This window comes from Pantoea sp. X-Soil-YNGN-775 (genome assembly GCF_059730575.1).
On record NZ_AP035946.1, the window covers coordinates 138,923 to 164,111 of the forward strand.

Annotated in this window: 20 protein-coding genes; 19 read left to right on the forward strand and 1 reads right to left on the reverse strand. The window is 53.5% G+C overall.

The window, feature by feature from the left end:
• Positions 1-456 precede the first annotated feature (456 nt).
• From AC6I8I_RS20540 to AC6I8I_RS20570, 7 genes are all read left to right on the forward strand, one after another.
• Complete coding sequence (locus AC6I8I_RS20540) at positions 457-10,137, forward strand: autotransporter-associated beta strand repeat-containing protein (protein ID WP_497828821.1); 9,681 nt, start codon at positions 457-459, stop codon at positions 10,135-10,137.
• A 484-nt stretch (positions 10,138-10,621) separates the two neighbouring features.
• On the forward strand, positions 10,622-10,861 hold the full coding sequence (locus tag AC6I8I_RS20545; protein ID WP_497828822.1) for a helix-turn-helix transcriptional regulator: 240 nt from the start codon (positions 10,622-10,624) through the stop codon (positions 10,859-10,861).
• A gap of 18 nt (positions 10,862-10,879) precedes the next feature.
• Positions 10,880-11,164 carry a hypothetical protein gene (locus AC6I8I_RS20550; protein ID WP_497828823.1) on the forward strand — a complete coding sequence of 95 codons (285 nt, stop codon included), beginning with the start codon at positions 10,880-10,882 and terminating at the stop codon, positions 11,162-11,164.
• A 47-nt stretch (positions 11,165-11,211) separates the two neighbouring features.
• Positions 11,212-11,919: an antitermination protein Q gene (locus AC6I8I_RS20555; protein WP_497828824.1), complete on the forward strand. Its 708-nt coding sequence runs from the start codon at positions 11,212-11,214 to the stop codon at positions 11,917-11,919.
• A gap of 219 nt (positions 11,920-12,138) precedes the next feature.
• Complete coding sequence (locus AC6I8I_RS20560) at positions 12,139-12,360, forward strand: class II holin family protein (protein WP_497820805.1); 222 nt, start codon at positions 12,139-12,141, stop codon at positions 12,358-12,360.
• Between the two features lie 3 nt (positions 12,361-12,363).
• Positions 12,364-12,873, forward strand: coding sequence for a lysozyme (locus AC6I8I_RS20565; protein ID WP_497828825.1), 510 nt, complete (start codon positions 12,364-12,366; stop codon positions 12,871-12,873).
• A complete protein-coding gene (locus AC6I8I_RS20570; protein ID WP_497820807.1) occupies positions 12,857-13,333 on the forward strand; it encodes a lysis protein in 477 nt (158 codons plus the stop codon). The genes AC6I8I_RS20565 and AC6I8I_RS20570 overlap by 17 nt, the downstream gene beginning before the upstream one ends.
• 405 nt (positions 13,334-13,738) lie before the next feature.
• Here the strand turns inward: AC6I8I_RS20570 and AC6I8I_RS20575 are convergent, their stop codons facing one another.
• The gene (locus AC6I8I_RS20575) at positions 13,739-14,197 is read right to left on the reverse strand and encodes a hypothetical protein (RefSeq protein WP_313188874.1); all 459 of its coding nucleotides are present in this window, start codon (positions 14,195-14,197) and stop codon (positions 13,739-13,741) included.
• A gap of 457 nt (positions 14,198-14,654) precedes the next feature.
• Here AC6I8I_RS20575 and AC6I8I_RS20580 point away from each other — a divergent pair, with 457 nt between their 5' ends.
• From AC6I8I_RS20580 to AC6I8I_RS20635, 12 genes are all read left to right on the forward strand, one after another.
• Positions 14,655-15,230 (forward strand): terminase small subunit, encoded by a 576-nt coding sequence (locus tag AC6I8I_RS20580; RefSeq protein WP_497828826.1) that lies wholly within the window; start codon positions 14,655-14,657, stop codon positions 15,228-15,230.
• Positions 15,217-16,689 carry a phage terminase large subunit family protein gene (locus AC6I8I_RS20585; RefSeq protein ID WP_497828827.1) on the forward strand — a complete coding sequence of 491 codons (1,473 nt, stop codon included), beginning with the start codon at positions 15,217-15,219 and terminating at the stop codon, positions 16,687-16,689. Before AC6I8I_RS20580 ends, AC6I8I_RS20585 begins: the two co-directional genes overlap by 14 nt.
• A 72-nt stretch (positions 16,690-16,761) precedes the next feature.
• Positions 16,762-18,105: a DUF4055 domain-containing protein gene (locus tag AC6I8I_RS20590; RefSeq protein ID WP_497828916.1), complete on the forward strand. Its 1,344-nt coding sequence runs from the start codon at positions 16,762-16,764 to the stop codon at positions 18,103-18,105.
• Positions 18,106-18,209: 104 nt separating this feature from the next.
• Positions 18,210-18,962 carry a DUF6651 domain-containing protein gene (locus tag AC6I8I_RS20595; RefSeq protein WP_497828917.1) on the forward strand — a complete coding sequence of 251 codons (753 nt, stop codon included), beginning with the start codon at positions 18,210-18,212 and terminating at the stop codon, positions 18,960-18,962.
• A gap of 14 nt (positions 18,963-18,976) precedes the next feature.
• Positions 18,977-20,125, forward strand: coding sequence for a P22 coat - protein 5 family protein (locus AC6I8I_RS20600; protein WP_497828828.1), 1,149 nt, complete (start codon positions 18,977-18,979; stop codon positions 20,123-20,125).
• Between the two features lie 329 nt (positions 20,126-20,454).
• On the forward strand, positions 20,455-20,787 hold the full coding sequence (locus AC6I8I_RS20605; RefSeq protein WP_497828829.1) for a hypothetical protein: 333 nt from the start codon (positions 20,455-20,457) through the stop codon (positions 20,785-20,787).
• A gap of 292 nt (positions 20,788-21,079) precedes the next feature.
• On the forward strand, positions 21,080-21,265 hold the full coding sequence (locus AC6I8I_RS20610) for a hypothetical protein (protein WP_497828830.1): 186 nt from the start codon (positions 21,080-21,082) through the stop codon (positions 21,263-21,265).
• A 13-nt stretch (positions 21,266-21,278) separates the two neighbouring features.
• The gene (locus AC6I8I_RS20615) at positions 21,279-21,671 is read left to right on the forward strand and encodes a hypothetical protein (RefSeq protein WP_497828831.1); all 393 of its coding nucleotides are present in this window, start codon (positions 21,279-21,281) and stop codon (positions 21,669-21,671) included.
• Position 21,672: 1 nt separating this feature from the next.
• On the forward strand, positions 21,673-22,314 hold the full coding sequence (locus AC6I8I_RS20620; protein ID WP_497828832.1) for a hypothetical protein: 642 nt from the start codon (positions 21,673-21,675) through the stop codon (positions 22,312-22,314).
• A 1-nt stretch (position 22,315) separates the two neighbouring features.
• Complete coding sequence (locus AC6I8I_RS20625) at positions 22,316-23,119, forward strand: hypothetical protein (protein ID WP_497828833.1); 804 nt, start codon at positions 22,316-22,318, stop codon at positions 23,117-23,119.
• A gap of 46 nt (positions 23,120-23,165) precedes the next feature.
• Positions 23,166-24,719: a phage tail protein gene (locus tag AC6I8I_RS20630; RefSeq protein WP_497828834.1), complete on the forward strand. Its 1,554-nt coding sequence runs from the start codon at positions 23,166-23,168 to the stop codon at positions 24,717-24,719.
• Positions 24,720-24,751: 32 nt separating this feature from the next.
• Complete coding sequence (locus tag AC6I8I_RS20635) at positions 24,752-25,183, forward strand: hypothetical protein (protein ID WP_354474530.1); 432 nt, start codon at positions 24,752-24,754, stop codon at positions 25,181-25,183.
• Positions 25,184-25,189 lie beyond the last annotated feature (6 nt).

Consider the following 25,189-nt stretch of genomic DNA (forward strand, 5'->3'; position numbering starts at 1 on the left):
AGGCACAGGGCAATACAATTACACACTCATTCTCATCATATGAAGTTATCAGGTCTGCTGAATTGAGCAGTGATGTTTTCATTACGTCTGCTCCGGGGTATCTCACTGGCAATGCAATACAGCATCATAATGTTGAAAGCGTCATGAACCATGAAAGCCATATAAGACAGCATGAGTACTCAATGGTTTCAATCCCGGCCTGCCACGCCGGCTTATATGCATGGACATATCAAATCAGCTTTTTTCTGCTTATCTCCCGTTCCACGTAATTGGGGCTTGCACACGCAGCCAGTATAAATGCAACCACTTTCATCTCCCTTATTTGATCTGGCCTCAACTTTCGGCAAATAAAACCTTTAAATTCCCGTTATGAACTATTGTTAAGAATTAGTAATTAATGTTTTCAATTATGTAATCTTATTGCATTCAGCTTGTTATTGCGCTTCGAGGTCCGTGATGAACAAAGTTTACCGGTTAGTCTGGAGCTGTGCCGCGTCTTGCTATGTCCCTGTTTCTGAACTTGCTTCCGCAAGAGGTAAAAAAGCCTCTTTAACCACATCACTGTTACTTACCGCGCTCATCACAGGTGGCGCTGGCTATGCGCAGGGGGCTTATGCGGTTGATGCAGAATGGACTGCATCAGGTCATCCTTCCTATCTGTTCCCGGAAAATCAGGGCATCAACTATGACAGCGTGATTAATACGGGCTTTGCCTTTACGCTGGACAGCCAAAACGCGCCTGATCATTATCCCCCAGGCACCGCGCTGAACATTATCGGCGCTATCCCTCAGATTGGCGCAGGCAGCACAGGCAGCAGCACCTCAGTCGCGGTCGGACAGGCGTTACCCGGGAACACCGGCAGCGATCCCAACCGGATTACGGTCATTACAGCCACCGATTCATCCGGTAATCAAACCGCCATCACAGCCAGCAATATTGATCAGTTTACTTATTCACCCAACCCGGCCAATCCTCAACAGAATCAGGAGCTGAACGTTGTCATTCCCGGGCTTGAAGGCAGTAATCAGATCATCAGCATTTATGATTCCACTACATTTGTTTCATCGGACGATACGCCGGTCAGTGCACTTTTACTGCCGGTATATGACCCTGATTCCCTGCGCATCTTTAACAGCTTTGGCATTGCCTCAGTCAGTTCGGAAGGGGGGAGCGCCAGTATTAATATCGGCTCAGATACTGCGGGTAGCACAGCCATTGCCGATTCCACCAACACGCTGGATTTGCTGGCAAAAAATTCTGTCCTGGCGAAGGCTGACGGCAGCGGTACAGAAGCCAGCGCGACCCGCTGGCAATCCGATAATTATATTCATTTCCGTCCGGCACCCGTTATTTCCAGCAATACCCAAACTATCACCGCGCAAAGTGCGCAATACAATTACACCATCACGCTGCCGAATTACATCCGGATAGGCGAGCGAGTGGTGCAGGTAGGATCGCGCGCGTTTGATATTACGTCTTCAGCCGACATTGCTACCGTCAATGATTACCTTACGGGCCAGGGCGATTATGCCGGCAAACCGCAAATCCAGTACTGGCTGACGGCTGGGGCAACGGTGAATGGCGATACCATCGACTCGGCGGTGGAGGCGCAGAACACATACAATGCCATTATTACCGGCTTGCTGGCGAAGGAAGACCAGACCACCATCAACCTGACTTACCACGTATGGGATGACAAAGGCACACATATCAATAATGGCACCTTGCCGGTCGGCGATCTAAACGTGATCTACGCAACCGGCGCGAATGCCAGCGGTGCGGTAACCTCAACGGGCAGTCTGGCAGTCGATGGTGCATCAGCCGTCATGCGGGCAGATCAAGGAGCAATAATTACTAATGATGGCGCGATCAATGCCTGGCGCAGCAGTAATAGCAGTCCGGCGACCGTGGGGATGATCGCAACAGACGCGACAGCCATTAACAACGGCACCCTGAATGCCGGCTTGTTTATCGAGAAAGACGGCACTAATCAGAATGCAGGCAATGCGGGCAGTGTCGCAATCTCCGGACTGGGTGCCAGCACCTTAACCAATAACGGTCATATCAACGTCGCACTTACCGATACCACAACGGCTAATGCCATCGGTATTCGCGCGTCGGGCACTACCCTGGCAACGAATGCTGCAGGCGGCACAATTGCGATTGTTGGTAATGCTAATAATGTTGGCGGTCGTGCAACAGGTTATGGCGTGTATGCCGATCAGGGCGCGACGTTCACCAACAACGGTAATATCTATCTGGGTGTAGACCCCATCCTGACCGGTGGCGTGACACCTGTAAGCGTTGCCATGACCGGTGGCGGCAGCCTGGCGGCGGGGATCTACAGTAAAAGCAGTGGAGCTATCGTTAACAATGGTTTGATTTATCTCGGTGAAAATACCCGAAATGCGGCAGGCATTTTTTCTGATAGCGGCACGGGAGACGTGACCAACAGCGGGAATATTGCAGTTTTGGGCAAATTAACCAATGGCGCTGCGGCCTCCAGTTACGGTCTGTATATTGCCGATAATAGCGGCGCGGTGGTGAACGACGGGGATATTTTGATTGATGGCGACAATAATATCGCTATCTACCTGCAGGCCCGCACAGCGAATGCTTCAGTCACCTCGACGCAAAATAGTGAAATTACCGTTGGCAGCGCCGGCGATACTGGCGGAACGGATAACAACCCTTACACCTACCGCAATTACGCAGTTTATGCCGAAGGCCTGAACACTCATCAATCGGTGGTCAATCTCTCTTCTACTATCAGGTTACTCGCGGCGGGTGCCATTGGGGTACATGCGCGTGGCAACGCGATTATTAACGTCACCAACCAGTCCAGCCTTTCACTGGAAAACAGCCAGCAGATTGGTTACTACGCCTATGGCAATGCGGCCAATATTAACGTGGCCAATGCCTCCATTAATGATAATGGCCAGGCGGGTTCCGTGCTGTTTGCAGTAGATAATGGCGCCACCTTTAGCGGTGACAATGGCAGCGGAACGCCCTATCAGTTAACGCTGACCGGGACAGGCTCAACAGGGGTGTTTGCCAATGGTTTTGATGACAAAAATAACAGTGATGCCAGTGACGATGTGCTGACTACCCTCAACACAGGCCCGGCTATTATTGATGTAAACGGTGAGAATGCCGTCGGCGTTAAAGTCACTGGCGGTGCAAAAGGAACTATTGCCGACGGCGGTATCATCCTTAATCACGACAACACGACGGCAGTACTGATTGATGGCCGGAATTACAATATTGATGGCAGCAAAGGGACCGATCAGTTTGTCACTAATGTCACCTCAGACGCATCAACAACCAGCGGGGTCGCACAAAGTGGCATTGTCGGTTATGACGTATCACACCTCGGTAATCTGCTGTTACAGGGCGCTTCAGGTATTCAGCTGAACGGCAGTAACAGCAAAGGGATCGCATTGCATGATAACGGCAGTGCCGTGGTTAATGCGCCCGTTCAGGTACTGGGCGCTGGTAATAACGTTGGTGTGGATATCCTGAACGCGGGCGTGCTGACCAACAACAGCACCATCAGCGTTGGCGGTGGCGCTGGAAATGTGGGTATTCGCGTTCAGGGCGCTGGCGCGATTGTGCAGAAGCTGGGGGCGGTAACGGCAAATGGCGGGCTTGCTGCCGTTCAGTTACTGGGTTCAGGCGCAGCGCTGACCATTAATGGGTCGGACAATACGATTACCGCCTCTGGCGGCGCTGACGGCGTGTTGATGGACATCGGTTCTTCGTCCTTTACCGCCAGTAACAGCATCATTGGGATCAGCGGATCAGGTGCGGGAATCAATAATAAATCCAATACCGGCAATATTAACCTCAACAATGTCACCATCAATGCCGCGGATGGCCCGGCAATCCGCACAGCAGTGACGTTCAATGCTGAGGGGACCAACAACATTCTCAACGTCAGCGGCAGCGGTCAGGGCTTCGCTTTTGAGAATGATGACGGCTCGGCCACAACCGGTAATCTGGCCATCGGCACCGGATATACCATTAATGGCACGGGCGCGGGCAGTATCGGTATTCTCGGTAACACCGCCGGGAATGTAACTTCTGGTGCCAATATCACTATGGGTGGCAGCGCGGGTGCGGCAATCGATGCCACCAACGCCAGTAGCCTGATCAACAATGGCACGATCGTGACCAGTACCAATGCGGGCAGCACCATTCTTGCCGCCAATACCTCACAGTTCGTCAATACCGGCAGCATCACAGCCAGCGGAGCCAGCAATAGCAACAGCATGATTGTGCTCAACGGAACGGCGGCGAACCGGACCCTTGTCAACAGTGGCAACCTGACCAACGCCAGCACCAATCTGAATGCGGCAGTGATTGACGCCTCGGGAAATGCGAACAATACGATCACCAACAGCGGGACTTTACTGGCCGCAGGCAGCACCTCTCAGGCGATACTGACCGGCGGTGGCAACGACGCGATTTCTCTTACCGGTGGCAATACGCGCGGTGAAATCAATCTCGGAAGTGGCAACGATCAATTCAGCTGGACCAGCGGCCTGCTTGCGGGTGGCGTCACATTCAGCGGCTCGGATGGCAATGACAGCGCGACAATCGGCGATGTTTCACTGGCAAATATGACTCACCTGGTGAGTGAAGGCGGCACGGGCAGCACGCTGACGTTTAATAATACCCATCAGGGCGACAGCCCGGCCTTAGTCGGATCTTTCAGCACGGACAATCAGGTCCGCGGCACCAATATTGGCAGCGGCTGGAGCACCTTAACGCTTAACGGGGCAGCTACGGACGTACGCCTGGTCGATGATTTAACGCTTTCCGGTACGCCGCAAATTAATGTCACGGGCGGGGCGACGTTACGCAGTGGTGACAGTGTCGCCAGTTCCAGCGAAGCCACTCTGCATAACTACAGCCTCTTTACTGATGGTGCGGACAGTCTGGTGTCGTTTGATGGCGACGATGAGCAGGATTACGCCGGAATCATTTCGGGTAATGGCGGCATGGAAAGAACGGGCGCAGGTAAAACCAATTTGCTGGCCGATAATACTTATACCGGTAATACGCTGATTGGCAGCGGCGCTGAGCTTTCTCTCGGCAAGGGAGGCACCACAGGCAGCCTTTCTGAGGTTACAAACATCACCGACAACGGCATTTTGACCGTTAATCAGTCCGATAGTGTCACGCTTAATGGCATCATTTCTGGCAGCGGCGCATTTCATCAGATTGGGTCTGGCGTGACCCGGCTGGGCGGTAACAATAGCTATGCAGGTGAGACGTTGCTTTCCCAGGGGACCTTATTGATCAATGGTGATCAAACTGCCGCCCGCGCGCTGACAACGGCAGGTGATGGCACGACGCTGGGCGGTAACGGCACGTTAGGCGGTGCGGTTGTGTTTGGCAACAATACGGTACTGACGCCAGGCGATAACAGCAGAGGCACCCTGACCATCAATGGCGATTTAACGCTGAATGCCACGACCAACAGTCAATTTGAGCTGGGACAGTCCTATACGGCAGGCGGCGCCCTGAATGATTTTGTTAATGTGAAAGGGACCCTGATCCTTGATGGGATCCTTAATGTCACCCTCTCACCAGGCGGCAGTTTCCTGCCTGGCGTCTATCGATTGTTTAGTTATGCAGGGGCCTCCATCAACAATACGGCGGCTAACCGGGGTCTGGATATCGGCTCTTTACCTGCTAATGACGGCGGTACCAGCCGTATTCAGACCAACATTGCTAATCAGGTTAACCTGATCCTGAACTATCTCAATCCGGCTTCTGAACTGCAATTCTGGGATGGCGGCCGTACCACCAACCACGGGGATGGCACCAGCGGTAACAGCAATGTTGACGGTGGTAATGGCATCTGGCGCGCCAATATCGCCGGGGTAACCAATGACTGGACGACGTCAAATGGGGTGGGAAATGCGCCCTGGTCACAGACGGCTTTCGCTATTTTCCAGGGAACGGCAGGCGTGGTAGTAGTCAGTAACGTAAACGGCAGGGTGATCAACTCAGGAATGCAGTTTACCAGTGACGGCTATGCAGTGAATCAACTCAACGCCGACTCACCGCTTTATTACATCAGTACCGTCACGGACTCTTTCCCAGAGTCCGTTCCTGCACCAGCCAATAGCTACAGTGCGCAAGGGGAAGCGGTTGCCGATACTTATTACATCGTTCGAGTCGGTGACGGCGGCACGGGCAGCGATGTCACGACGACAATTAACACCGATCTGTTGCAGGACCCACTGGATGAGAATCGCATCAGGTTGCTGAAAACCGACCCCGGCAGATTAATTCTTAATGGAGAGAATGATTTCTCAGCAGGGATAGAAGTCTGGCAGGGAACATTACAGGCTTCCCGCGATGCCAGCCTGGGCCTTAGCGGTACGTCACTGACGCTGAAAAATGGTGCATCGCTGCAAGCTGGCGCAGATTTCGCGACTAGCCGGTTAATTTTTCTTGATGCGGCTGGCGGCGGCACGCTGGATACGTACGGCCACACGTTTACCCCAGCCGGGGTTATTGGCGGGAATGGTGCTCTGAACATTGTGGATACCTCTGTCAGCACAGGCAATGGCGTGCTCGAGTTGAATCAACAAAACAGCTACCTGGGTGATACCAGGATCGCCGGCAAAAACGGTAATGGACAGCTCAGCGTGAATGCGAATACCACCGGTGCGTTGGGGACTGCTGAAAGCAATATCAGCCTCACCGATCTCGCACAGTTGAATTTTACCGGCGCTGCTCAGGCGGAAGGTCATGCTTTCAGCGTAGATAACGCAACGCTGCAATTCATTGGCTCCAGTTCAGCTGCTCAAAGCAGGGTTAACCTGATAAACAGCGGACAGCTTAACTTCGCCGATCAAAGTTCCGGCGGTACGTCGCAGGTGACTGTTGATGCTACTTCTGGTCTGGCCTTTACCGATGCGGCTGATGCTGGCACTGCCGCTGTCACTAACCAGGGCGAGGTGATCTTTGCCGACAATGCTCAGGCTGGCAATGGCCGCATAGATAATCAGGCAAACGCGCGGGTAGACATCAGCGCAGCATCGCAACCGACGGCCATCGGTTCACTCTCCGGTGCCGGAAATGTTGTATTGGGTGCCGGCACACTGGTCGAAGGTAACCTGGGGCTGAGCGATCTTATCTCTGGGGTTATCAGTGGCAGTGGCGGTAACCTGGTGAAAGTCGGCAGCGGCACGCTGACGCTGACCGGTGAAAATAGCTGGACAGGAGACACCCGCGTGCTGCAGGGAACGTTGTTAATTAACGGCGATCAATCCGCTGCAACCGGCGCGATCGCTGTTGCTAGTCAGACGACGTTAGGGGGAGAAGGCATCTCAGGCGGCAGCGTAACGGTAGCGGATGGCGCTCATCTCGCTGCCGGACGCGATTTAAACAGCGTCGGTGTATTGACGCTAGGCGGGCTGACATTGGATGAAAATGCTCAGCTCGACTTCCAGTTTGGTCAGGCTTATTCGCCAGGTGGGACGCTGAACGACCTGATTAACATCAACGGCGATCTCAACCTGAATGGCAAATTGAATATCACTCAAACCACCGGTGGCCAGTTCGATGTTGGCCTGTACCGGGTATTCAATTACAGCGGCAGGTTAACAGACAAACAGCTTGATATCGGCACGGCACCTCAGGCAGCTGCTGATCTTTACGTGCAGACGTCCATCGCGGGCCAGGTCAACCTCATTAATCATGCGGGCACGGTAATGAGATTCTGGGATGGTGCCGGTGGAAATAACAGTGCGGACAAAAACAACGGAGTGATCGACGGCGGAAGCGGCATCTGGCAAAACAGTACCGGTAACGATAACTGGACCACCGATCAGACCTCACCAGACGGGCGCTTTAACACACCGTTTAGCGATACCTCTTTCGCTGTTTTTGGTGGCCAGGCCGGGACAGTGACCGTGAATAATAGCCTGGGGGTTGTGGCGATCAGTGGCGCGCAGTTTGCTACTGATGGTTATGTCTTGAATGATGGCGTAATTACAACCAATACTGCCGATACCATCCTGCGTGTGGGGGAGGGTTCCCTTCAGGGGGCAGGCTATACCGCTACGATTAATTCCTTGCTGGTGGGATCGGGTGGCATACGAAAAACTGATTTAGGTACGCTGGTGCTTAACGGCAACAACACCTACTCAGGCGGCACCTCAGTTACTGCGGGCACGCTTCAGGTCGCACAGGATGCCAGCATGGGAGCGCCAGAAACGGCACTGACCCTGGGCGGGGGGACTTTGCGTTACGGTGCAGCCTTTGATACTCCCCGTGAAGTGAAGCTCGCTGACAGCGGCGGCACTGTCGATACCAATGGTTTTAACGTTTTATTACTGAACAGCGTTACCGGCTCAGGAGATCTGACTAAAGCGGGCGCGGGAGTGCTGACGTTGACGAAAGACAGTAGCTTTCAGGGAACGACGATCGTTAACGGCGGAACGTTACAGCTGGGTGATGGCAGCGCGGGCGGTAACGTCACGGGCAACATTCAAAATCAGGCTGTTCTCTCTTTTAACCGGTCTGATGAGATGGCGGTGAACGGGGATATTTCCGGCAGCGGGCAGGTCTGGCAACGCGGTAGCGGCATTACCACCTTAAACGGCAACAACCGCTGGAGCGGCACGACGCGGGTAGAAAATGGCACGTTGCGAGCGGGCAGTGCTAACCGCTTCAGTTCAGCTTCAGACTATGTTGTCAGCCAGAATGCCACGCTGGATAGCGGTGGGTTTAATCAGCGTATTGGCAATCTGGTAAACCAGGGCACGGTAAACCTTCAGGGCGGGGATGTCGGATCAACGCTTACCGTTAATGGCGACTATGTTGGGGTTAACGGCAGGTTGAACATTGCTGCTCAGCAGCACAGCCCCGGCGTTGCCGACCGGCTGGTGATTTCCGGCGGCTCGGCATCCGGCCTGACGCTGCTAAATATTGATGTCAGCCAGTTAGGTGAACCAACAGAAGGTGATGGAATCAAGGTGGTAGAAGCGCAAAATGGCGCAACCACTACGGCGCAGTCCACCAGAGATGCGTTCACCATCGGCGCAGATAAACTGCTGGCAGGCGCATACCAGTATCAACTTTTTGCCGGAAATGCAGCTGGAGCGGGAGAGGACTGGTTCCTGCGGGCAGGTTACCGGCCGGATGTGCCGGGTTTTAACAGTCTGGGCTCAATCATCCGTCAGGCCGATCTGACCGTATTAGGTACCCTGCATCAACGCGTCGGGGATGAGCAACCGTGGCAGGCTGCAATTCCGGAAGATCAGGAAGGCCGATTCTGGGCGCGCTATATCTATAAAACCGTCGATCAGAAGATGAATGATGCTACCGGTACCACCAGTGATTCCAGTTATAACGGAATGCAGATGGGGCGCGACTTCTGGCAGAAGGATCAATGGCGTGCGGGCATCTATGCCACCTTTATGGATACTGATAGCGCGATTTCTGGTAACACCGGCATGGGCGGCGGCTCAGCCTATAATTCGACCTTTTCAAGCTATCTGGGCGGTTACGCCACCTGGACAGACAGTGACGGATTTTATGTCGATAACGTGATTCAGTATGGTTACCACCAGGTCGACCTGAAAAACAATGTGGATCGGATTACCTATCATCCGGACGGCAACTCGCTGGTTGCCTCGGTGGAAGTGGGTAAGCCGTGGAAAATAGGTAACAGTCGCTGGGCCCTTGAGCCTCAGGGCCAGCTCATTTATCAATACAGTGATTTCAGGGACGTCACGCTGAAAGGGGCGGCGAAAACCAATGTTAATGTAGACACTGACGCAGCGGTGATTGGCCGGATAGGCGCCAGATTAATGGCGGATTATGATACGGATTATGGCAAAGTTAAACCTTATCTCCGGGTGAACCTGTGGCAGGAAATATCGGACGGGCAGGACACCGTGACCTATCGCAACACCCGCAACAATGACGGAAAAACCAGCCTTAGCGCCGATCAGCGCTACAGCGCGACTGAAGCTGCGGTGGGCACCACCTGGGCGGTGAGCAGTAAAGTGCAGGCTTACACCGAAGTCGGCAAAGTCTGGGACAATGGCGGTGACAGTAAAATGACAGCGGATATTTCAGCATCGGTCGGACTTAAAATGCGCTTCTGATGTTCTGATGATAAATTCAGACCAGAGCGAAAGGCATTACTGCTCTTGTGGCCTGCTGCTGGAACAGGGCTGCTGTTGCAGCCCTGTAAAATACAGGCCTCTTATTCAATCATTTTTCCTGACAACATCATCAACGTTATGCCCGGATGAGATTATCAGGATGTTTTATCCCAGCGAGCACCGCTGCGCTAAAACATCCACCCTATGTCGCATTGGCTAATACCAATGAAGGTATCGCGCTGTCGAATAGCAGGTTTATACAAAGCCTGTCTGTTCCAGACTGAGCAGACAGGAATTAGGGTGGTTGTCATCCTGCATCTGGGTTATAACGATTTTTCCCTGCTGGTTCTGCACGTTTTTAACGTTATTGCGCAAAACAGAGGGCAATGTTCTGGTATTTACTGACAATCCTAAGCTACTCAGTAAGCGAAAAAAGAACCTGCTAAACCGTGTCTGTGACATGGAATATGTACTGGACATATCCATGCCGGTCGCTTACATCTCATTCCTGCTTGAGCATTATTTGAACAGGAAGCGCGCACTGGCTGAAACCTGTAAAATATCGATGCGTGAGCTCGCCGTTATTGATGGCATTCTCAACGGTGTTAATGCCGAATGTCACTCATCAACGCTGGACATTGAGATCAGGACGCTTTATCAGCACCGGAAAAACTGCGCGAACAAACTCGGTGTCAGAAATCTCAAAGATTTACTCAGGCTTTGATCATCGGGGGGAAGTAACGTGCCCGTCATCAATATTCATAAAATCGACTGGTTCAGGATACTCACAGACATGAGCCGTTCCGGTTACTCGCTGCAGGACATCGCGAACGAACTGGACGTGGTTGCCTCAACGCTCATCGGGTGGAAGAAAGGGGCAAGCCCCCGTCACCATACCGGGGAAGCTCTCATTCAACTGTGGTGTCGGGTGACAGAGAAGGGCAGGCATGAGCTGCCCAAAGAAAAATTTGTTCAGAAATTCATTTTTCACTCGTCGGAACGTGCCAGCCGTCATTCAGAAAAATGAATCCGGACCGACTCATAGTCCCGGTAAGTTTTTACCGGCACAGAGACATGAAGATGAAGCTTGAAAACGTTGTTAAATATCATTGCCCGCGTTCCGCTACGCCCGTTATCCGCCTTTCATCACTGTCGCCTGAGGCCATGACCGGCAGCGATGTGATGACTGCTCTGGGTATGATGCAGAAACGTGCCCCCCTCGGTTATGCAGCCTTCTCTGGCAAAATGAACCTCAGTCGCTACGACAGTCACCGCGCCATACAATTGCTCGCGATGATTGGCCTGAAGGAGTCTGTGCGTTATCCGGCCCTGTTAAAACTGGATAAGGAAGAACGCATGGCCGTCATCTTTATCATCGCCACCTATGCATTTCTTGATTACTCACGCAGCCCGGATACTGAATTACCCTGTCATGCCTGCAGCTGCACCGGACTGCGTAAAGGAAAGCGCTGCAGCAAATGTGAAGGAAAAGGTATTGTTCGTGCAGCGTGTAAAGACTGTAAAGGCCGCGGGCAGTCAGTTAACCGGAGCAAAACCCGGTTTCAGGGTATACCGGTTTATCAGTCCTGTAAGCGGTGTGCCGGACGGGGCTTTGAGCGGCTCCCTTCGGCTGTCGTGTTCAGGGCCGTGTGTCAGGTGACTCAGGCTATCTCGCTGGATACGTGGAACAAAAGTGTAAAGCAACTGCCAGAGCTCCTGATTACAGAGCTGCACAAAGAAGAGGCATGGGCTGAGAAACAGCTTAGATACATCACCCAATAGCACGCTATTTACAGGTCTGTTATCTTATCGCTTGCTATTTACTTTTCCATTTTTTGTGTTAGATTAGCTCTAACGATGGGTTAATGACCCCCGAAAAAGTTTCATGAAGCCCTGCCATCTTTGTCAGGGCTTTTTTTTATGGCTGGATGTGCCGTCAGTTGATCTTTCCCATTTCCCCTCTCCGGCTTCACATCTCAAAACACTGCGCGGCAGGACCTGATGAGCAAACTCACAACCGGTGTGGCTTATGGCGTATCCGCGGGCGAAGTTATCCATGGTGTCCTGACATTTTTCAGTCCGGAAGAGTGGAGTGCCGTGGGTGTTCTGGCCGGCATCAGTCTTGCGACCGTCACCTGCATCATTAACTGGTATTACCGGCGCAAGGCGACACTGGCAGAAATCAGGGCACTGCGCTGTACCTGCCAGGAAGAACCGCACTGAATCATGGTCATTTCTACCGCGCTGCGTAACAGACTTCTGGCTGTAGCCGGTACGGGTGCCCTGACTCTGGCAATCACGCTGCTGGGCGGTCCGGATGGCGTTGAAGGGCGCCGCTACATTCCCTATCGGGATGTCGCCGGCGTACTCACGGTGTGTGATGGTCACACCGGCGCAGATATTGTCAGAAGCAAAACCTATAGCGATCAGGAATGCGACAGTCTGCTGCGCGCTGACCTGCAACCTGTTCAGGTAAAAGTTGATAGCCTGGTAAAGGTCCCCCTCAGTGAGTACCAGCGGGCTGCGCTATACAGCTTTGCATTTAACATTGGCATTCCCGCCTTCTCAGAATCGACGCTGCTCAAAAAGCTCAATGCCGGTGACCAGCCGGGAGCATGCGACGAGCTCCGCCGCTGGGTCTTTGCCGGCGGCAGGAAGTGGAAAGGGCTGATGAACCGCCGGGATATTGAGCGTGCACTTTGCCTGGCGGAGGGAAGTGATGACCTTAAAGTTTAAGCTGTACCTGATCCTTGTGCCGATGGCTTTGGTGACTGTTTCATCCGCTGCATCATTTGTCCTTTACTACCGAGCCAATGCGGTCGAGTACAAAACCCAACTGGATAAGGTAAGCAGTAGCCTCAGACTGGCGAACGCCAGCATCGCTGATATGCAGGTCCGTCAGCGCGATGTGGCTGTGCTCGATGCGAAATACACAAAGGAATTAGCCGATGCTCAGGCCGCTATCGATAAGCTGCAGCGTGATGTTGCTGATGGCCATAAGCGGTTGCTGCTGCACGCAAGCTGTCCCGCCATGCCACCCGGTAAAACCTCCGGCTCCCCCAGCATGGATAATGCAGCCAGCGCCCGACTTGATGACGCCGCTCAACGGGATTATTTCACCCTCAGAAACCGAATCGAAATCGCCATAAAACAGATAGCCGGACTGCAGCAGTACATCAGAGAGCAGTGCAAGTAAGGAAAAAATTATTAAAGTCACAAAGCCCTCTACCGATACCAATCTATGAAATTTTAATTACATGGAGAGGTAGTTATGCGAGGTCAGTGCCCTTATTGCAGTCGTGAATCAAACTTCAGAGAAGAATCATTTGGTGAGTTAACAAAGTCACTCTTCTCAGGTATTGGAGCGTTCATCACAAAATCAAAAGTTGGTATGGTCGCTACTGTGGCTGGAGAAATTGGCAGCGGAAAGTGGGAGAATTTCAGGTGTGTCTCTTGTGATCGCAAGGTGCATACCTGCGGTGGGTGCGGTTCAATTGAGCACTATCAAGATTTTGGCGCAGTATGTTCTAAATGTGGTTATCGATAAATCCTGCTTTGATCATCACAAGGCGCATTTGCGAGTGCGCCTGATGATGGAATATCATTTGCAGCCTAATTCCTTTAATGTTTTGACAACTACAGGAAATGCAGGGAATTTCCATGGATCAACGAAATCCGGATGGAGTGTTGTTCCTACAAGGTTTCCTTTATTGTCGTATAGCGGGTCGGAATGGATTGTTTCGTAATCGTGATTTTGTTTATCTATAACTTTTAAAATTTTGCGCAATGACAATGATGGGCATGTGCTAGCCTCATTTTTGGATGTCGCTTGTGCGGCTGCCCTAATGAAGCCAGAACAGAATGCCCAGTCAGCTCTGCTTTGCTTTGACTCAACGGATTCAGCTCCATTTGAACATGCCCGGTAGAGCTCGCTTGTGTCCGGGTATGACATGTGGTCTGAAGCACTGAGTGGTGCAATGATAGGTAAATCGAGAGCACTATCATCTGCTTGAGAATGGTAACTAATGAGGAGCAGCAGGCTTAGGTAAATTTTCTTCATTTCTCAGATACATTCGGTTTTTGTTGTCATTATTATGTCTATTTTAGAGACAGATAAAAATCCGAAAAGAGAACGATAGTCACCCTGTTGAACGTTGCTGGAGTCGCGTTAAGGCTTAATGCATCAAGACATTAAATCAAGGCTGCTCCATCACAGTTAGGGTGTTCACATTTGGCTAGTTTGCCGTTGCGAACGTTGTTCGCTTTTGAAGAAAGAAATAGAAATGCGTATAGAAAATGATCTGGAAGCAATCAAGCAAAGCTTACACCGAATTGCTTACGGTGGGCCTTCTATCGGGAATCTTTGGGTTATAATTGTCGAAGTTATTGTGTTTAACCTGCTCCTTGGTTGCAGACGATGTGTTTAAGAGAAAGAAAAAGTCTCAGCGCAAAGTGTAAAACATATCTTTAATTTTTATCCAGGGCTCGCTTCGGCGAGCTTTTTTATTGGATTGAATATGACAAAGCTCACCGACAAACAAGAGCTGTTTGCTCGTGAGTTCATCAAAGACCTCAACGCCACACAGGCGGTTATTCGGGCAGGGTTCAGCAAAAAGTCAGCCCGTAACCAGGCTTGCCGCCTGATGACAAATGATGACATTTTGAACCGTATTGCTGAGCTGAAAGCTGAGCGTAACGATCGCGTTCGGGTGGATGCCGATTATGTTCTGCTCCGCCTTGTCGAGATTGACCTGATGGACGTTCTCGACATCATGACAGATGACATGAGCATTAAACCCGTGTCGCAATGGCCCGCATCGTGGCGCCGATACCTGAGTGGATTCGATCTGGCCGAGATGTTTGAAGGTCGGAGCGAAGAGCGCAAAATGGTCGGCATCCTGAAAAAGATCAAATGGCCGGACAAGGTCAAAAACCTTGAGCTGCTCGGTAAACACATTGCAGTGCAGGCGTTCCGCGAGCAGGCCACGACATCTCTGACAGGCAAAGATAGTGGCCCACTTGAGGTTGCGCTGCTTTCACGCGAGGAATACCGGCAGGCGCGCCGGGAAATGCTGGAGAATGACGACTGCTGACTTCAGGACTGCTGCACGCCGTATAGAGTGTGAAGAGGACGGGCTCTACTTTGCCCGCTACTTCTTTAAGCAGCGCACCGGCAGCAGAATGATCGTCGCGCCACATCATCAGGTGATCCAGCAGGCTCTGGACAGGGTGATTTATGGCGATATCCGGCGACTCATCATCAACGTCCCGCCGGGATACACCAAAACTGAGCTGGCTACCATCAACTTGATGGGCCGCGGGCTGGCGCTGAACCGCCGCGCCCGATTCATGCACCTGTCTTATTCCCACAATCTGGCGTTACTGAACTCCTCGACCACGCGCAGCATTGTTAAGTCTGCAGCATTTCAGGCCATGTGGCCCATGGCTCTGCGTGAAGATGCTGACAGTAAAGCCATGTGGTGGACCGAATACGGCGGTGGGGTATATGCCTCTTCTGCTGCGGGACAGGTTACCGGCTTTCGTGCCGGGCATATGGAGCCGGGCTGGCAGGGGAGTCTTATAATTGACGACCCGGTAAAGCCCGACGATGCCTACAGCGAAACGGTGCGTAACGGGGTAAACACCCGCTTCAACGAAACCATCCGTTCCCGCCTGGCGATCGAGACCACGCCTGTCGTGATCATCATGCAGCGTATCCATTACCATGACCTCAGCGGTTATCTGCTGCGGGGCGGTAGTGGCGAGATGTGGCATCACCTGAATCTGCCTGTACTGATTGACCGCAGCCAGTCTTACGCGTTGCAGTATGCTGAAAACTCACACGCGATACCTATTGAACACGGGTTGCCAGATGGCTGGCTCTGGCCGTTCAAGCATAATGAATCGCATCGGGTGCAGCTGTTTTCACACCGGCGCACCGCTGAAGCGCAGTACATGCAGCGTCCGCGCCGTTTCAATGCTGAAGGCGCGCTCTGGACAGAGGCAATGGTGTCCGGAGCGCGAGCGCTGAATATTGCCCTTCAGCCAACGCGCACCGTTGTCGCCATCGATCCGCAGGCCACTAACAGCGAAGAGAGTGACGAAACCGGAATAATTGTGGCCAGTTCATACGGACGCGGTAACGATCGTCTCTTCTCCGCTGACGCGGATTACTCCGGTAAATACTCACCGAATGGCTGGGCAAAGCGGGCCATTCGGGCCGGTGAAGAACACCACGCTGAAGCCATCGTTATTGAAACCAACCAGGGCGGAGATATGGCAGAAGACACGCTGCGCAATGCGGGATTCCGTGGGCGCATCATTCGTGTTCATGCCAGCAGGGGCAAGTTTGCCCGGGCAGAACCCATCTCAGCGCTCTACGAGCAGGGCCGGGTGGCGCACCGTGGCAACCTCTATCAGCTGGAGAATCAGCTGCTGGAATACGTGCCCGCGACAGCTAAGAAATCGCCGGACCGCCTGGACGCGCTGGTCTGGGCAATCACAGAACTTTTCCAGCCGAAAGGCACCACTGTCCGTCCATTTTCTGCCTGACAGAACATTATCATGAGCAACAACGTCCGGAAGAGATCGCCCAAAATTGAGTCATTGGCTGGCTGCTGGCCGATGATTACCGCACTGCTGGGCGGTACGGCGGCCATGCGCCTTGCGGGAAAGACCTGGCTGCCCAAATGGCCCAACGAAGAGGATACGTTCTATCAGAACCGGCTGGCAGTGGCCACGCTGTTTCCGGCGTTCTCCCGTACGGTCGAAGTCCTGAGCGGTAAGCCGTTCTCCCGGCCGGTGACGTGGGATGAGAAAGTCGTGCCTGCCCGGATAAGCGAGATGCTGACGGATGTGGACCTGCAGGGCACTAATCTCCATTCCTTTCTGGCTGATATCTTTGAAGAGGCGATGGCATACGGTCTCTGCGGTATTCTGGTTGAACACCCGCGAGCCGATAAGCCGCTTTCCCTGGCCGAAGAACGGAAACGGGGGCTGCGGCCATACTTCGTCAAGGTGACCGCGAACAGCCTGCTGGACTACGATTCAGAACGCGTTAACGGTCAGGAGACGTTCACCATGCTGCGCTTTGTCGAAGTGGTGAGTGAACGTGATCCGGAGAATGAATTCACTGTACGAGAAATTGAGCAGGTCAGGGTGCTGAATCCGGGCCGATGGCGCATCTATCGCGAGAAACCTGATGCCACATCCGGCGCGCTTGAGTGGCAGCTGCACGACGAAGGCACCACCAGCCTGAATAGAATTACTTTTGTCCCGGTTTATGGCGACAGGCGCGGCTTCATGAACGGCAGACCACCGCTTGCGGAGCTGGCCTGGCTTAACGTCGAACACTGGCAGTCACGCAGCGACCAGCAGACTATTCTGCATGTTGCCCGCGTGCCGGTACTGTTCGGTAAAAAACTGGGTGACGGGCCCATCTCGGTGGGAGCTGCGTCGGCCATCATGTCGGAAGAAGATGAGGCGGATTTGCGCTATGTCGAGCACAGCGGTAAAGCCATAGAGGCCGGGCGCACTGACATTATCGACCTTGAGGAGAAGATGCGGCAGATAGGCGCCGAGCTGCTGGTGATCAAACCCGGCCATCGCACCGTCGTGCAGACGCTGGCAGATAATGAGGCGGGGACCAGCGCCCTGCAGCGCATGGTGTGTGATCTCACCGATGCAGCCCGGCTGGCGATGCAGTATCTGGCGGAATGGACCGGTGAGAAAGACGGTGGTCACGTCACCATATTCAGTGACTTTGGTGCCACCACGCTTGCTGAAGCATCGGCAGACTTCCTTGTGAGCATGTATCGGACGCGTGCGCTTTCAGACGAGACGCTCTTCAACGAAATCCAGCGCCGGGGCCTGATTAACAGTGAACTCCGCTGGGCAGACGAGCAGGGGCGTATCCGCGCTATGACGCCACCCTCGTCAGATAAACCGGTAACAACCGCTCCGGCTTAACCCCTCCAGGCTCATGCATTTGCATGGGCCTTTTTATTGCCGGCCGCTGTGGATGCAGCGCGGCGCCACGAGCCGGATGGCTCCTGTCTGGTTGGATAACCTTAATGAAACTTAAACTCGATGAGAACGGCCATGTTGTCGTAAACGATGGCAAGCCTGTGTACGTGCAGGATGACGGAAAAGAGGTGATGTTTGATGCGCCCGGTACGCTGCAGACCATTTCGCGTCTGAACGGTGAGGCGAAGTCACATCGTGAACGTGCCGAAGCCGCGGAAATCCTGTTGAAGACCTTTGAAGGCATCGACGATCCGGCCGCTGCTCTGGTCGCGCTGGATACCGTGAAAAATTTGGAGGACAAAACGTTGGTAGATGCGGGCGAGGTTGAAAAGGTCCGCACCGAAGCCCTCCGGGCACTGGAAGAGAAGTACGCGCCGATCGTTAAAGAGCGCGACGATCTGAGCCGGAAACTCACGGCGGAGAAAATTGGCGGCAGTTTTGCCCGGTCGAAATTTATCGCCGAGAAGATGAGTATTCCGGCTGACCTGGTGGAAGCCCGCTTCGGCAGCAATTTTCAGGTAGTGGATGATGCCGTCACGGCATTTGACCGCGAAGGAAACAAAATATTCAGTGCGATCAAACCCGGCGAAGCAGCCGGCTTTGATGAAGCGCTGAGTATTCTCGTTGAACACTACCCGTATAAAGATCAGATCCTCAAAGGCACCGGTGCATCAGGCGGCGGTTCCGGCGGCGGCAATGGTCACACCAACCCCAACATGCTCACCCGTGAACAATTTGAATCCCTCAGCCCTCAGGAGCAGAGTGCGAGAGCGTGCGCGGGTCTGCAGATTACCGATTAACAGGACATCCCTGAATGGCTAATACCCTTACCCAACTCATTCCCGACCTCTATCAGTCGCTGGACATTATATCCCGTGAGCTCTGCGGGTTTATCCCATCCATAACACTCGACGCAACCGCAGAGCGCGCGGCACTCAATCAGCCGATCCATATTCCTGTGACTCCTGCCTCAGAAGCTGAAGATGTGAAACCTGGCCAGTTGCCACCGGATGACGGTGACCAGGACATTGGCAACGTGCCGCTGGCCATCACAAAATCCCGCATGGTGCCGTTCCGCTGGGAAGGCGAACAACAGAAGGGGATCAAATCGGGCCCGGGTTATCATGGTATCCGACGCGACCAGGTCATCCAGGCAATGCGTACTCTGGTCAATGAAATTGAAGAGGATCTGGGCCAGCTCTTCTGTCGTGCGTCTCGCGCAGCGGGGGAAGCGGGTAAGACACCATTCAAAGATACCCTGACTGACACGGCACAGGTGCGTAAAATCCTCACCGACAACGGTGCGCCACTCAGCGATCTGCAGTGCGTCATTGATACCACTGCAGGCGCGGCATTACGTACCATGGCGCAGCTGACCAAAGCCAACGAAGCAGGTACCACAGCGTTGCGTGCACAGGGTACCCTGCTCGAACTGCATGGCTTTACCCTGCGTGAATCGGCGGGGGTGGCAGAAAACACCGGTGCAAAATCAGAAAAACTGTCTGTCGGTGACGACCTTGAGGCTGGATCCGTGATCATCCCTGTGGCTGCTACAAGCACCAACACAAAACCTGATATCCCTGATTCTGTCAGTCCTGGGAGTGTTGTGCTGCTGGGTAAACATAAATATGTAGTAGCTTACGTAACACCAGGGGAAGCCATCATTATTAATGAGCCGGGATTGCTGGAGGATGTGAAAGCTACAACCAAATTCGACGTTGTCAGTGAATTTGTTGCCAATTTTGCCTTCAGCCGCTCAGCCATCATTCTGGCTACCCGGGCACCTGCATTACCGGAAGAAGGTGATATGGCGGATGACCGCATCATGATCACCGACCCGCGCACCAACATGTCGTTCGAGGTCTCCATGTACAAACAGTACCGCCGTGTGCGCTATGAAATCGCCGCGGCATGGGGCTGTCAGAACATCAAGCCGGAGCATACGGCAATTTTAATGGGGTGAGTAAATAATAAATACCTCCAGAATTGGTTGTTGGTTAAAATAAAGTCTCTTAAACGGGAGGCTCTGTGCTTGGAAAGTACGGTTTGCACCCGTGTGATATCAAATCATGCCATGCTGGAAATCGGTTTGGTCGCCTGCAGGTTCTTGCTGTTGGTGTAAAAGGTAGCTATCGGTATTACGCAATCTGAAAGTGTGATTGCGGAGCGGACAAAGCTATTCGTGTTGATGGGTTAAAGTCTGGAGTCGTGCTTTCTTGTGGTTGCCTGCAAAAAGAGATAAGCACAAAACATGGAATGTACACTTCTCCAAACTATTTCTGATGGAGGGGCATGCTTGACCGCTGCGAGAACCCAGCTTCACCTTCCTTCCCGAACTATGGCGGAAGAGGGATTAAGGTCTGCGAAAGATGGTATGACTTAGCTAATTTTATTAGCGACCTGCCAGATGGGTTTAAGCCTGGTATGGAGATTGACCGCATCGACAACGATGGGGATTACTGCCCCCAAAATATCAGGTGGTCGACCAGAAAAGCCAATACACGCAACAGACGCAGCACAAGGCTTATCACCCACAACGGTATCACCAGAACATCATCAGAGTGGTCGCTGCTGCCTGGCGGCGCTCATAACCTCGTTTCTGAGAGAATTGATGATTTTGGATGAAGCGAAGAGCGTGCTGTAACAACCCCGGTTGCTGACAGGCATGAAAACATACTTCAGGCTCAGCAGAAAAGATGGGCCGGGCATGTGAAAAAGCCCAAGCGCGAGACTAACCCTAAAGCACCACGCACGGTGGAACTTAATGGAAAGCAGGTCACTGCACTGGATATATCAAAAATAACTGGCAAGCCAGTCACTCTCATCAGGAGGCAGCTTTTTGAGCGAGGATGGCCGGTTGAAAAAGTGATGAGTAAAAAATAAGGGCTTCGGCTCTTTTTTATTTTCGGAGATAAAAATGGCAGGACTTACCCGAGAACTGCGCGCTGATCGTGAAGCGCAGACACAGGCTGACAATGACAGCATTCAGTGCGTCATGATGGTTCGTGATGAAGCTACGTACCCGGCACCACACACTGCTCAGGTTAACTCTGATGAAGTGCAGAATTACTACTCCGGCGGCTGGGTAGTGGGTAAAAGCTAACAGGCGATGAACGATGCTGACTCCTCAACAGCTTGCCGATGCACGCCGCTATATGGGCTATCCCATGACGGGTGACGCGTTGCCGGACGACCGTAGTGATGCGGCTTATGCGCTGGTCACGTCAGGTCGGTACCAGACGCTGGCGCACCGGCTGGCTTCGCTCCGGGCTGAAGAGGAAGCCATTGTGGTGAACTATCTGGCGACGCTGGCAGGTCTGGAAAGTGGTATTGCCCGTGCGGCAGACAATCTTGATACGGATAAGGCTGCTGTCTGGCAGCGAAACCGCTCAGAAGTGTCAGACCGCACGCGTCTCTACAATCAGTGGCGACGTCAGCTGTGCGGACTGCTCGGTATTCCACCGGGACCGTCGCTGGGCAATGGCACTACACCCGTTACCCGGTGCTGACATGGACGCGTATCAACTGGCCGCGAAGGTGAACCAGGGTAACGGTAAGGCGGCGAAACGTCTGGGCAGTATGGCCCGTCATTACCGTGCGACGTCACCATTCAGCCCTTTAAACGGAGAACCGCTGCAACAGCTCACTGCGTCATTCATCACCGATTATGGCTATATGCGGGCGGCACGGTTTGGTCAGACCGCCCGCATTGGGATCTTTGATGCGGCGGAATTTGAAGTGGGCGATATTCTGGTCTCAGCAGAAGGTACATTTTACGTGGCAGCGCTGCCGCTGTTACAACCCATCCTGTGTGTCAGATCTGAGCGGCTCGTCAGTATCAGCCGTACCTGTCAGGCGGGTTCCGGTGCCGGGCTTAAGGAGTACGGTGGCACCACCGTCGCGAATGAAACGCTCATCATGTCCGGCTGGCCAGCCAGTATTATTCTGAGCCGGGGCGGTGAGCACAGCCCGCTGAAGTTACCGGGTGAAGTGCGCAGCGCGTGGCATAACATCCTGATGCCAGCATACAGGGAGCTGCCTGTGCATACGGGGGACTTTGTGACGGATGATACGGGTCATCGTTATGTCATCAGCGGCACCGAACTGACAGCCATGGGCTGGCGGTTCACTGCTTTACAGGTGACGGTATAACATGGCCAGCGTCGATGATGTCTCACATTTCCTGGCAAGGCGGGTCGCTGACGTGGTGTATCCCGGCGGCATTCAGTTACCCGGCATCGTTAATGCTGCGGTGAAAATCTACCCAGGCTGGCCAGTGTCTGGCGACTTACAGCAGGATATCGGGAAGGGCGGCGTTCACATCTCTGTATGGCCATTACCGGCAGAACGTAAAATTGTTAGTGCGCTGGGCAGGCCCTGTCGGGTCATTGCGAAAGGCAGACCCTCCCTTCAGATTACCGTAAACGGCAGCTTGATAGGCGTCTACGGTGTGGCTTCGGCGCTCACTAACGTGCGGGTAAGCCTTGATGAAAAGGAATTCAGCTTTCAGTTCAGAGCGGGAACCACGGCTGCACAGGTGGTTCACTCTCTCACTGTATTGTTACCGCTGTCATTCATAGTGGGCAGCAAAGTGTGTGTCCTTATGGTTAAGCATATTAAGGCTCTCGTGACGACCGCAGGCACGGCGGTGAGGGAGTTGCGCAGGCAGATAAAAGATTTTCAGATTACCGTCTGGGCACCCACACCTGTGCTCAGAAACCGGATCGGCAGTGCCATTGATGTTGCTCTGTCTGAGCAGTGTCACATCGATCTTGACGATGGCGCGCCCGCGCAGCTGCTTTACGCCCGACAGTTCGATTCGGACAGGTCGGAAAACTGGCATGTTTACCGGCGCGACCTGATTTTCAGCGTTAATTACGCCACAACGCAGACCCTGACCGCACCAGAAGTTACCCGGACCGTTGTTACCCTTAACGGGCAGCAGACCACGCGGTAACACCTTTTCTTTTCAGCATCAGCTCATTAATCCGGAGTATTTATTCATGCCGATCTATTCAACCGGCGACCTCAACACGTCTGCATTAACGGCACCTGACCTTTACGTCCAGGTTGTTCCGCCACGAGCGCGTTATATTAACGGCGTGCCGACCGACGGGCTGGGGCTGGTGGGTGTGGCAAGCTGGGGGCCGGTTAACAGCGCTTTTCGCATCAGCTCAGATAACGATCTTGCATTTTTTCTGGGCACGCCGAAAGAACGGACGTACGACTTATCCACGGCCGTTGCCATTTCACTTCAGCTGGGTGCCTCAAACCTGAACTGCGTTCGCGTCACCAATGGCCGCGACACGCCTGCCAGTGGCAGGCTCTGTGAAAAGGCCGGTAAGTCAGCTCTGCAGCTGGCGGCACTCTACAGCGGGACGCGTGGAAACCGTATTATCGCGGGCATCGGCAGCGGAACCGCGGTTAACTCGAAAAAGCTGACCATCAGTCTGCCGGGAGTTAGTGCTGAGGTGTTTGATAACCTTACGGGCGAAGGCGATGCGCTCTGGAAAGCCATGGCTGAAGCGGTGAATCAGGGCCAGATGAATATCCGGGGTCCCAGCCAGCTGGTGCGGGCGACGGTTACCGAATCTGAAGCGCCTGCCCAGGCTGCGGTTAAAGAGGTCACGTTTAGCGGTGGAACTGACGGTGCGACCGGCATCACTGATGCTGTACTCCTCGGTACCGACAGCATTGAAGGACCACGTAAAGGCATGTATGCCCTGCGTGGCACTAACTCTCAGGTCATCAATCTGATTGATGTGACCGGCAAAGAGTGCTGGCCCGCAATGGCAGCGTTTGCCCGCTCGGAGGGTGCCTACATCATCGCGCAGGGCGCGGCTTCAGCCGGATGTAAAACCCTCTCCGAAGCACTCAACAGCTCAGGCGTAGACGACTGGCATTTCAAGCTAATCGTGGGTGACTGGCCATCCTGGAAGGACACTGCTAACGGTATCAACCGCATGGTTGCGCCGGCAACATTCGAGGCGGCGAATATTGCAGCCCGGTCACCACATATTTCCACCCTCAACAAACGCATCCCCGGCATCATTGCCACCGAGCGGCAGCTTGCAGGGCGACCTTACTCGGTACCGGAAATCGGTGCCATAAATTCAGCACGCCTCGACGTCATCACCAATCCCTGTCCGGGCGGCAATTACTTCGGCATGCGGTCAGGGCGTAATACTTCCTCCAATCCGACGCAATGTGATGACACCTACACCCGCATGACCAACTTCCTGTCGCTGACCATTGCGGCGAGCTTCGGAAGCGTGGTGGGTGACAATCAGACCACAGACCTGCGCCGGGAGACTAAAAGTACGCTGGAGTCCTTCCTGTCAAACCTTGAGACGTTGAAGATGATTGGTGATCCGAATGGCGGGCCGGCTTTCGCGGTGCGCCTCGATGCGACGAACAACCCGGATTCCCGCGTTGCGCTGGGCTACATGACGGCGGATGTGCAGGTGAAATACCTGAACGTTGTACGCTATTTCCTGGTGAATCTTGAAGGGGGCGGCAGCGTGTCCATCTCCGTCTCAAATGACTCATCCCGCTAACGGCTGCTGCACTCTTAATCCGGAGATAACCCATGCCAACTCTTGGCTATACCGTAGGCCGCGACATTGCTGTCGATATCAATACGCCCACGGGCAGGCTGCGCATTCCCAAAATTATCAGTTTTGACTCTAAGCCGCAGGTCTCGACCCAAAAAATCACCCCACTGAATGGCATTACTGACGAACTGCAAATCCCCGTCGGCTGGCATGGCACCATCACGGCTGAACGTATGGATGCCACGCTCGATGATTTCTGGGCGAAGTGGGAAGACAACTATTACAACGGCATCGATCAGCCCCGCGGCACCATTACCGAAACCATCACCGAAGCGGATGGCACGGTCAGCGTGTTTCGGTATGAAGGCGTGTCGTTTCACCTCACCGATGCCGGGAACAAGCAGGGCGAGAAGACGGTGAACCAGACTCTGTCATGGACGGCAAACCGCCGTAAAAAAGTGAACTGAGGAATA

Coding starts and splice junctions, on each gene's coding strand:
- AC6I8I_RS20595 (WP_497828917.1), top strand. CDS start 18,210: ATGAAACTTAAACTCGATGAGAACGGCCATGTTGTCGTAAACGATGGC.
- AC6I8I_RS20590 (WP_497828916.1), top strand. CDS start 16,762: ATGATTACCGCACTGCTGGGCGGTACGGCGGCCATGCGCCTTGCGGGA.
- AC6I8I_RS20560 (WP_497820805.1), top strand. CDS start 12,139: ATGAGCAAACTCACAACCGGTGTGGCTTATGGCGTATCCGCGGGCGAA.
- AC6I8I_RS20620 (WP_497828832.1), top strand. CDS start 21,673: ATGGACGCGTATCAACTGGCCGCGAAGGTGAACCAGGGTAACGGTAAG.
- AC6I8I_RS20575 (WP_313188874.1), bottom strand. CDS start 14,197: ATGAAGAAAATTTACCTAAGCCTGCTGCTCCTCATTAGTTACCATTCT.
- AC6I8I_RS20580 (WP_497828826.1), top strand. CDS start 14,655: ATGACAAAGCTCACCGACAAACAAGAGCTGTTTGCTCGTGAGTTCATC.
- AC6I8I_RS20585 (WP_497828827.1), top strand. CDS start 15,217: ATGACGACTGCTGACTTCAGGACTGCTGCACGCCGTATAGAGTGTGAA.
- AC6I8I_RS20635 (WP_354474530.1), top strand. CDS start 24,752: ATGCCAACTCTTGGCTATACCGTAGGCCGCGACATTGCTGTCGATATC.
- AC6I8I_RS20615 (WP_497828831.1), top strand. CDS start 21,279: ATGCTGACTCCTCAACAGCTTGCCGATGCACGCCGCTATATGGGCTAT.
- AC6I8I_RS20605 (WP_497828829.1), top strand. CDS start 20,455: ATGCTTGACCGCTGCGAGAACCCAGCTTCACCTTCCTTCCCGAACTAT.
- AC6I8I_RS20610 (WP_497828830.1), top strand. CDS start 21,080: ATGGCAGGACTTACCCGAGAACTGCGCGCTGATCGTGAAGCGCAGACA.
- AC6I8I_RS20570 (WP_497820807.1), top strand. CDS start 12,857: ATGACCTTAAAGTTTAAGCTGTACCTGATCCTTGTGCCGATGGCTTTG.
- AC6I8I_RS20545 (WP_497828822.1), top strand. CDS start 10,622: ATGCCGGTCGCTTACATCTCATTCCTGCTTGAGCATTATTTGAACAGG.
- AC6I8I_RS20625 (WP_497828833.1), top strand. CDS start 22,316: ATGGCCAGCGTCGATGATGTCTCACATTTCCTGGCAAGGCGGGTCGCT.
- AC6I8I_RS20565 (WP_497828825.1), top strand. CDS start 12,364: ATGGTCATTTCTACCGCGCTGCGTAACAGACTTCTGGCTGTAGCCGGT.
- AC6I8I_RS20540 (WP_497828821.1), top strand. CDS start 457: ATGAACAAAGTTTACCGGTTAGTCTGGAGCTGTGCCGCGTCTTGCTAT.
- AC6I8I_RS20555 (WP_497828824.1), top strand. CDS start 11,212: ATGAAGATGAAGCTTGAAAACGTTGTTAAATATCATTGCCCGCGTTCC.
- AC6I8I_RS20630 (WP_497828834.1), top strand. CDS start 23,166: ATGCCGATCTATTCAACCGGCGACCTCAACACGTCTGCATTAACGGCA.
- AC6I8I_RS20600 (WP_497828828.1), top strand. CDS start 18,977: ATGGCTAATACCCTTACCCAACTCATTCCCGACCTCTATCAGTCGCTG.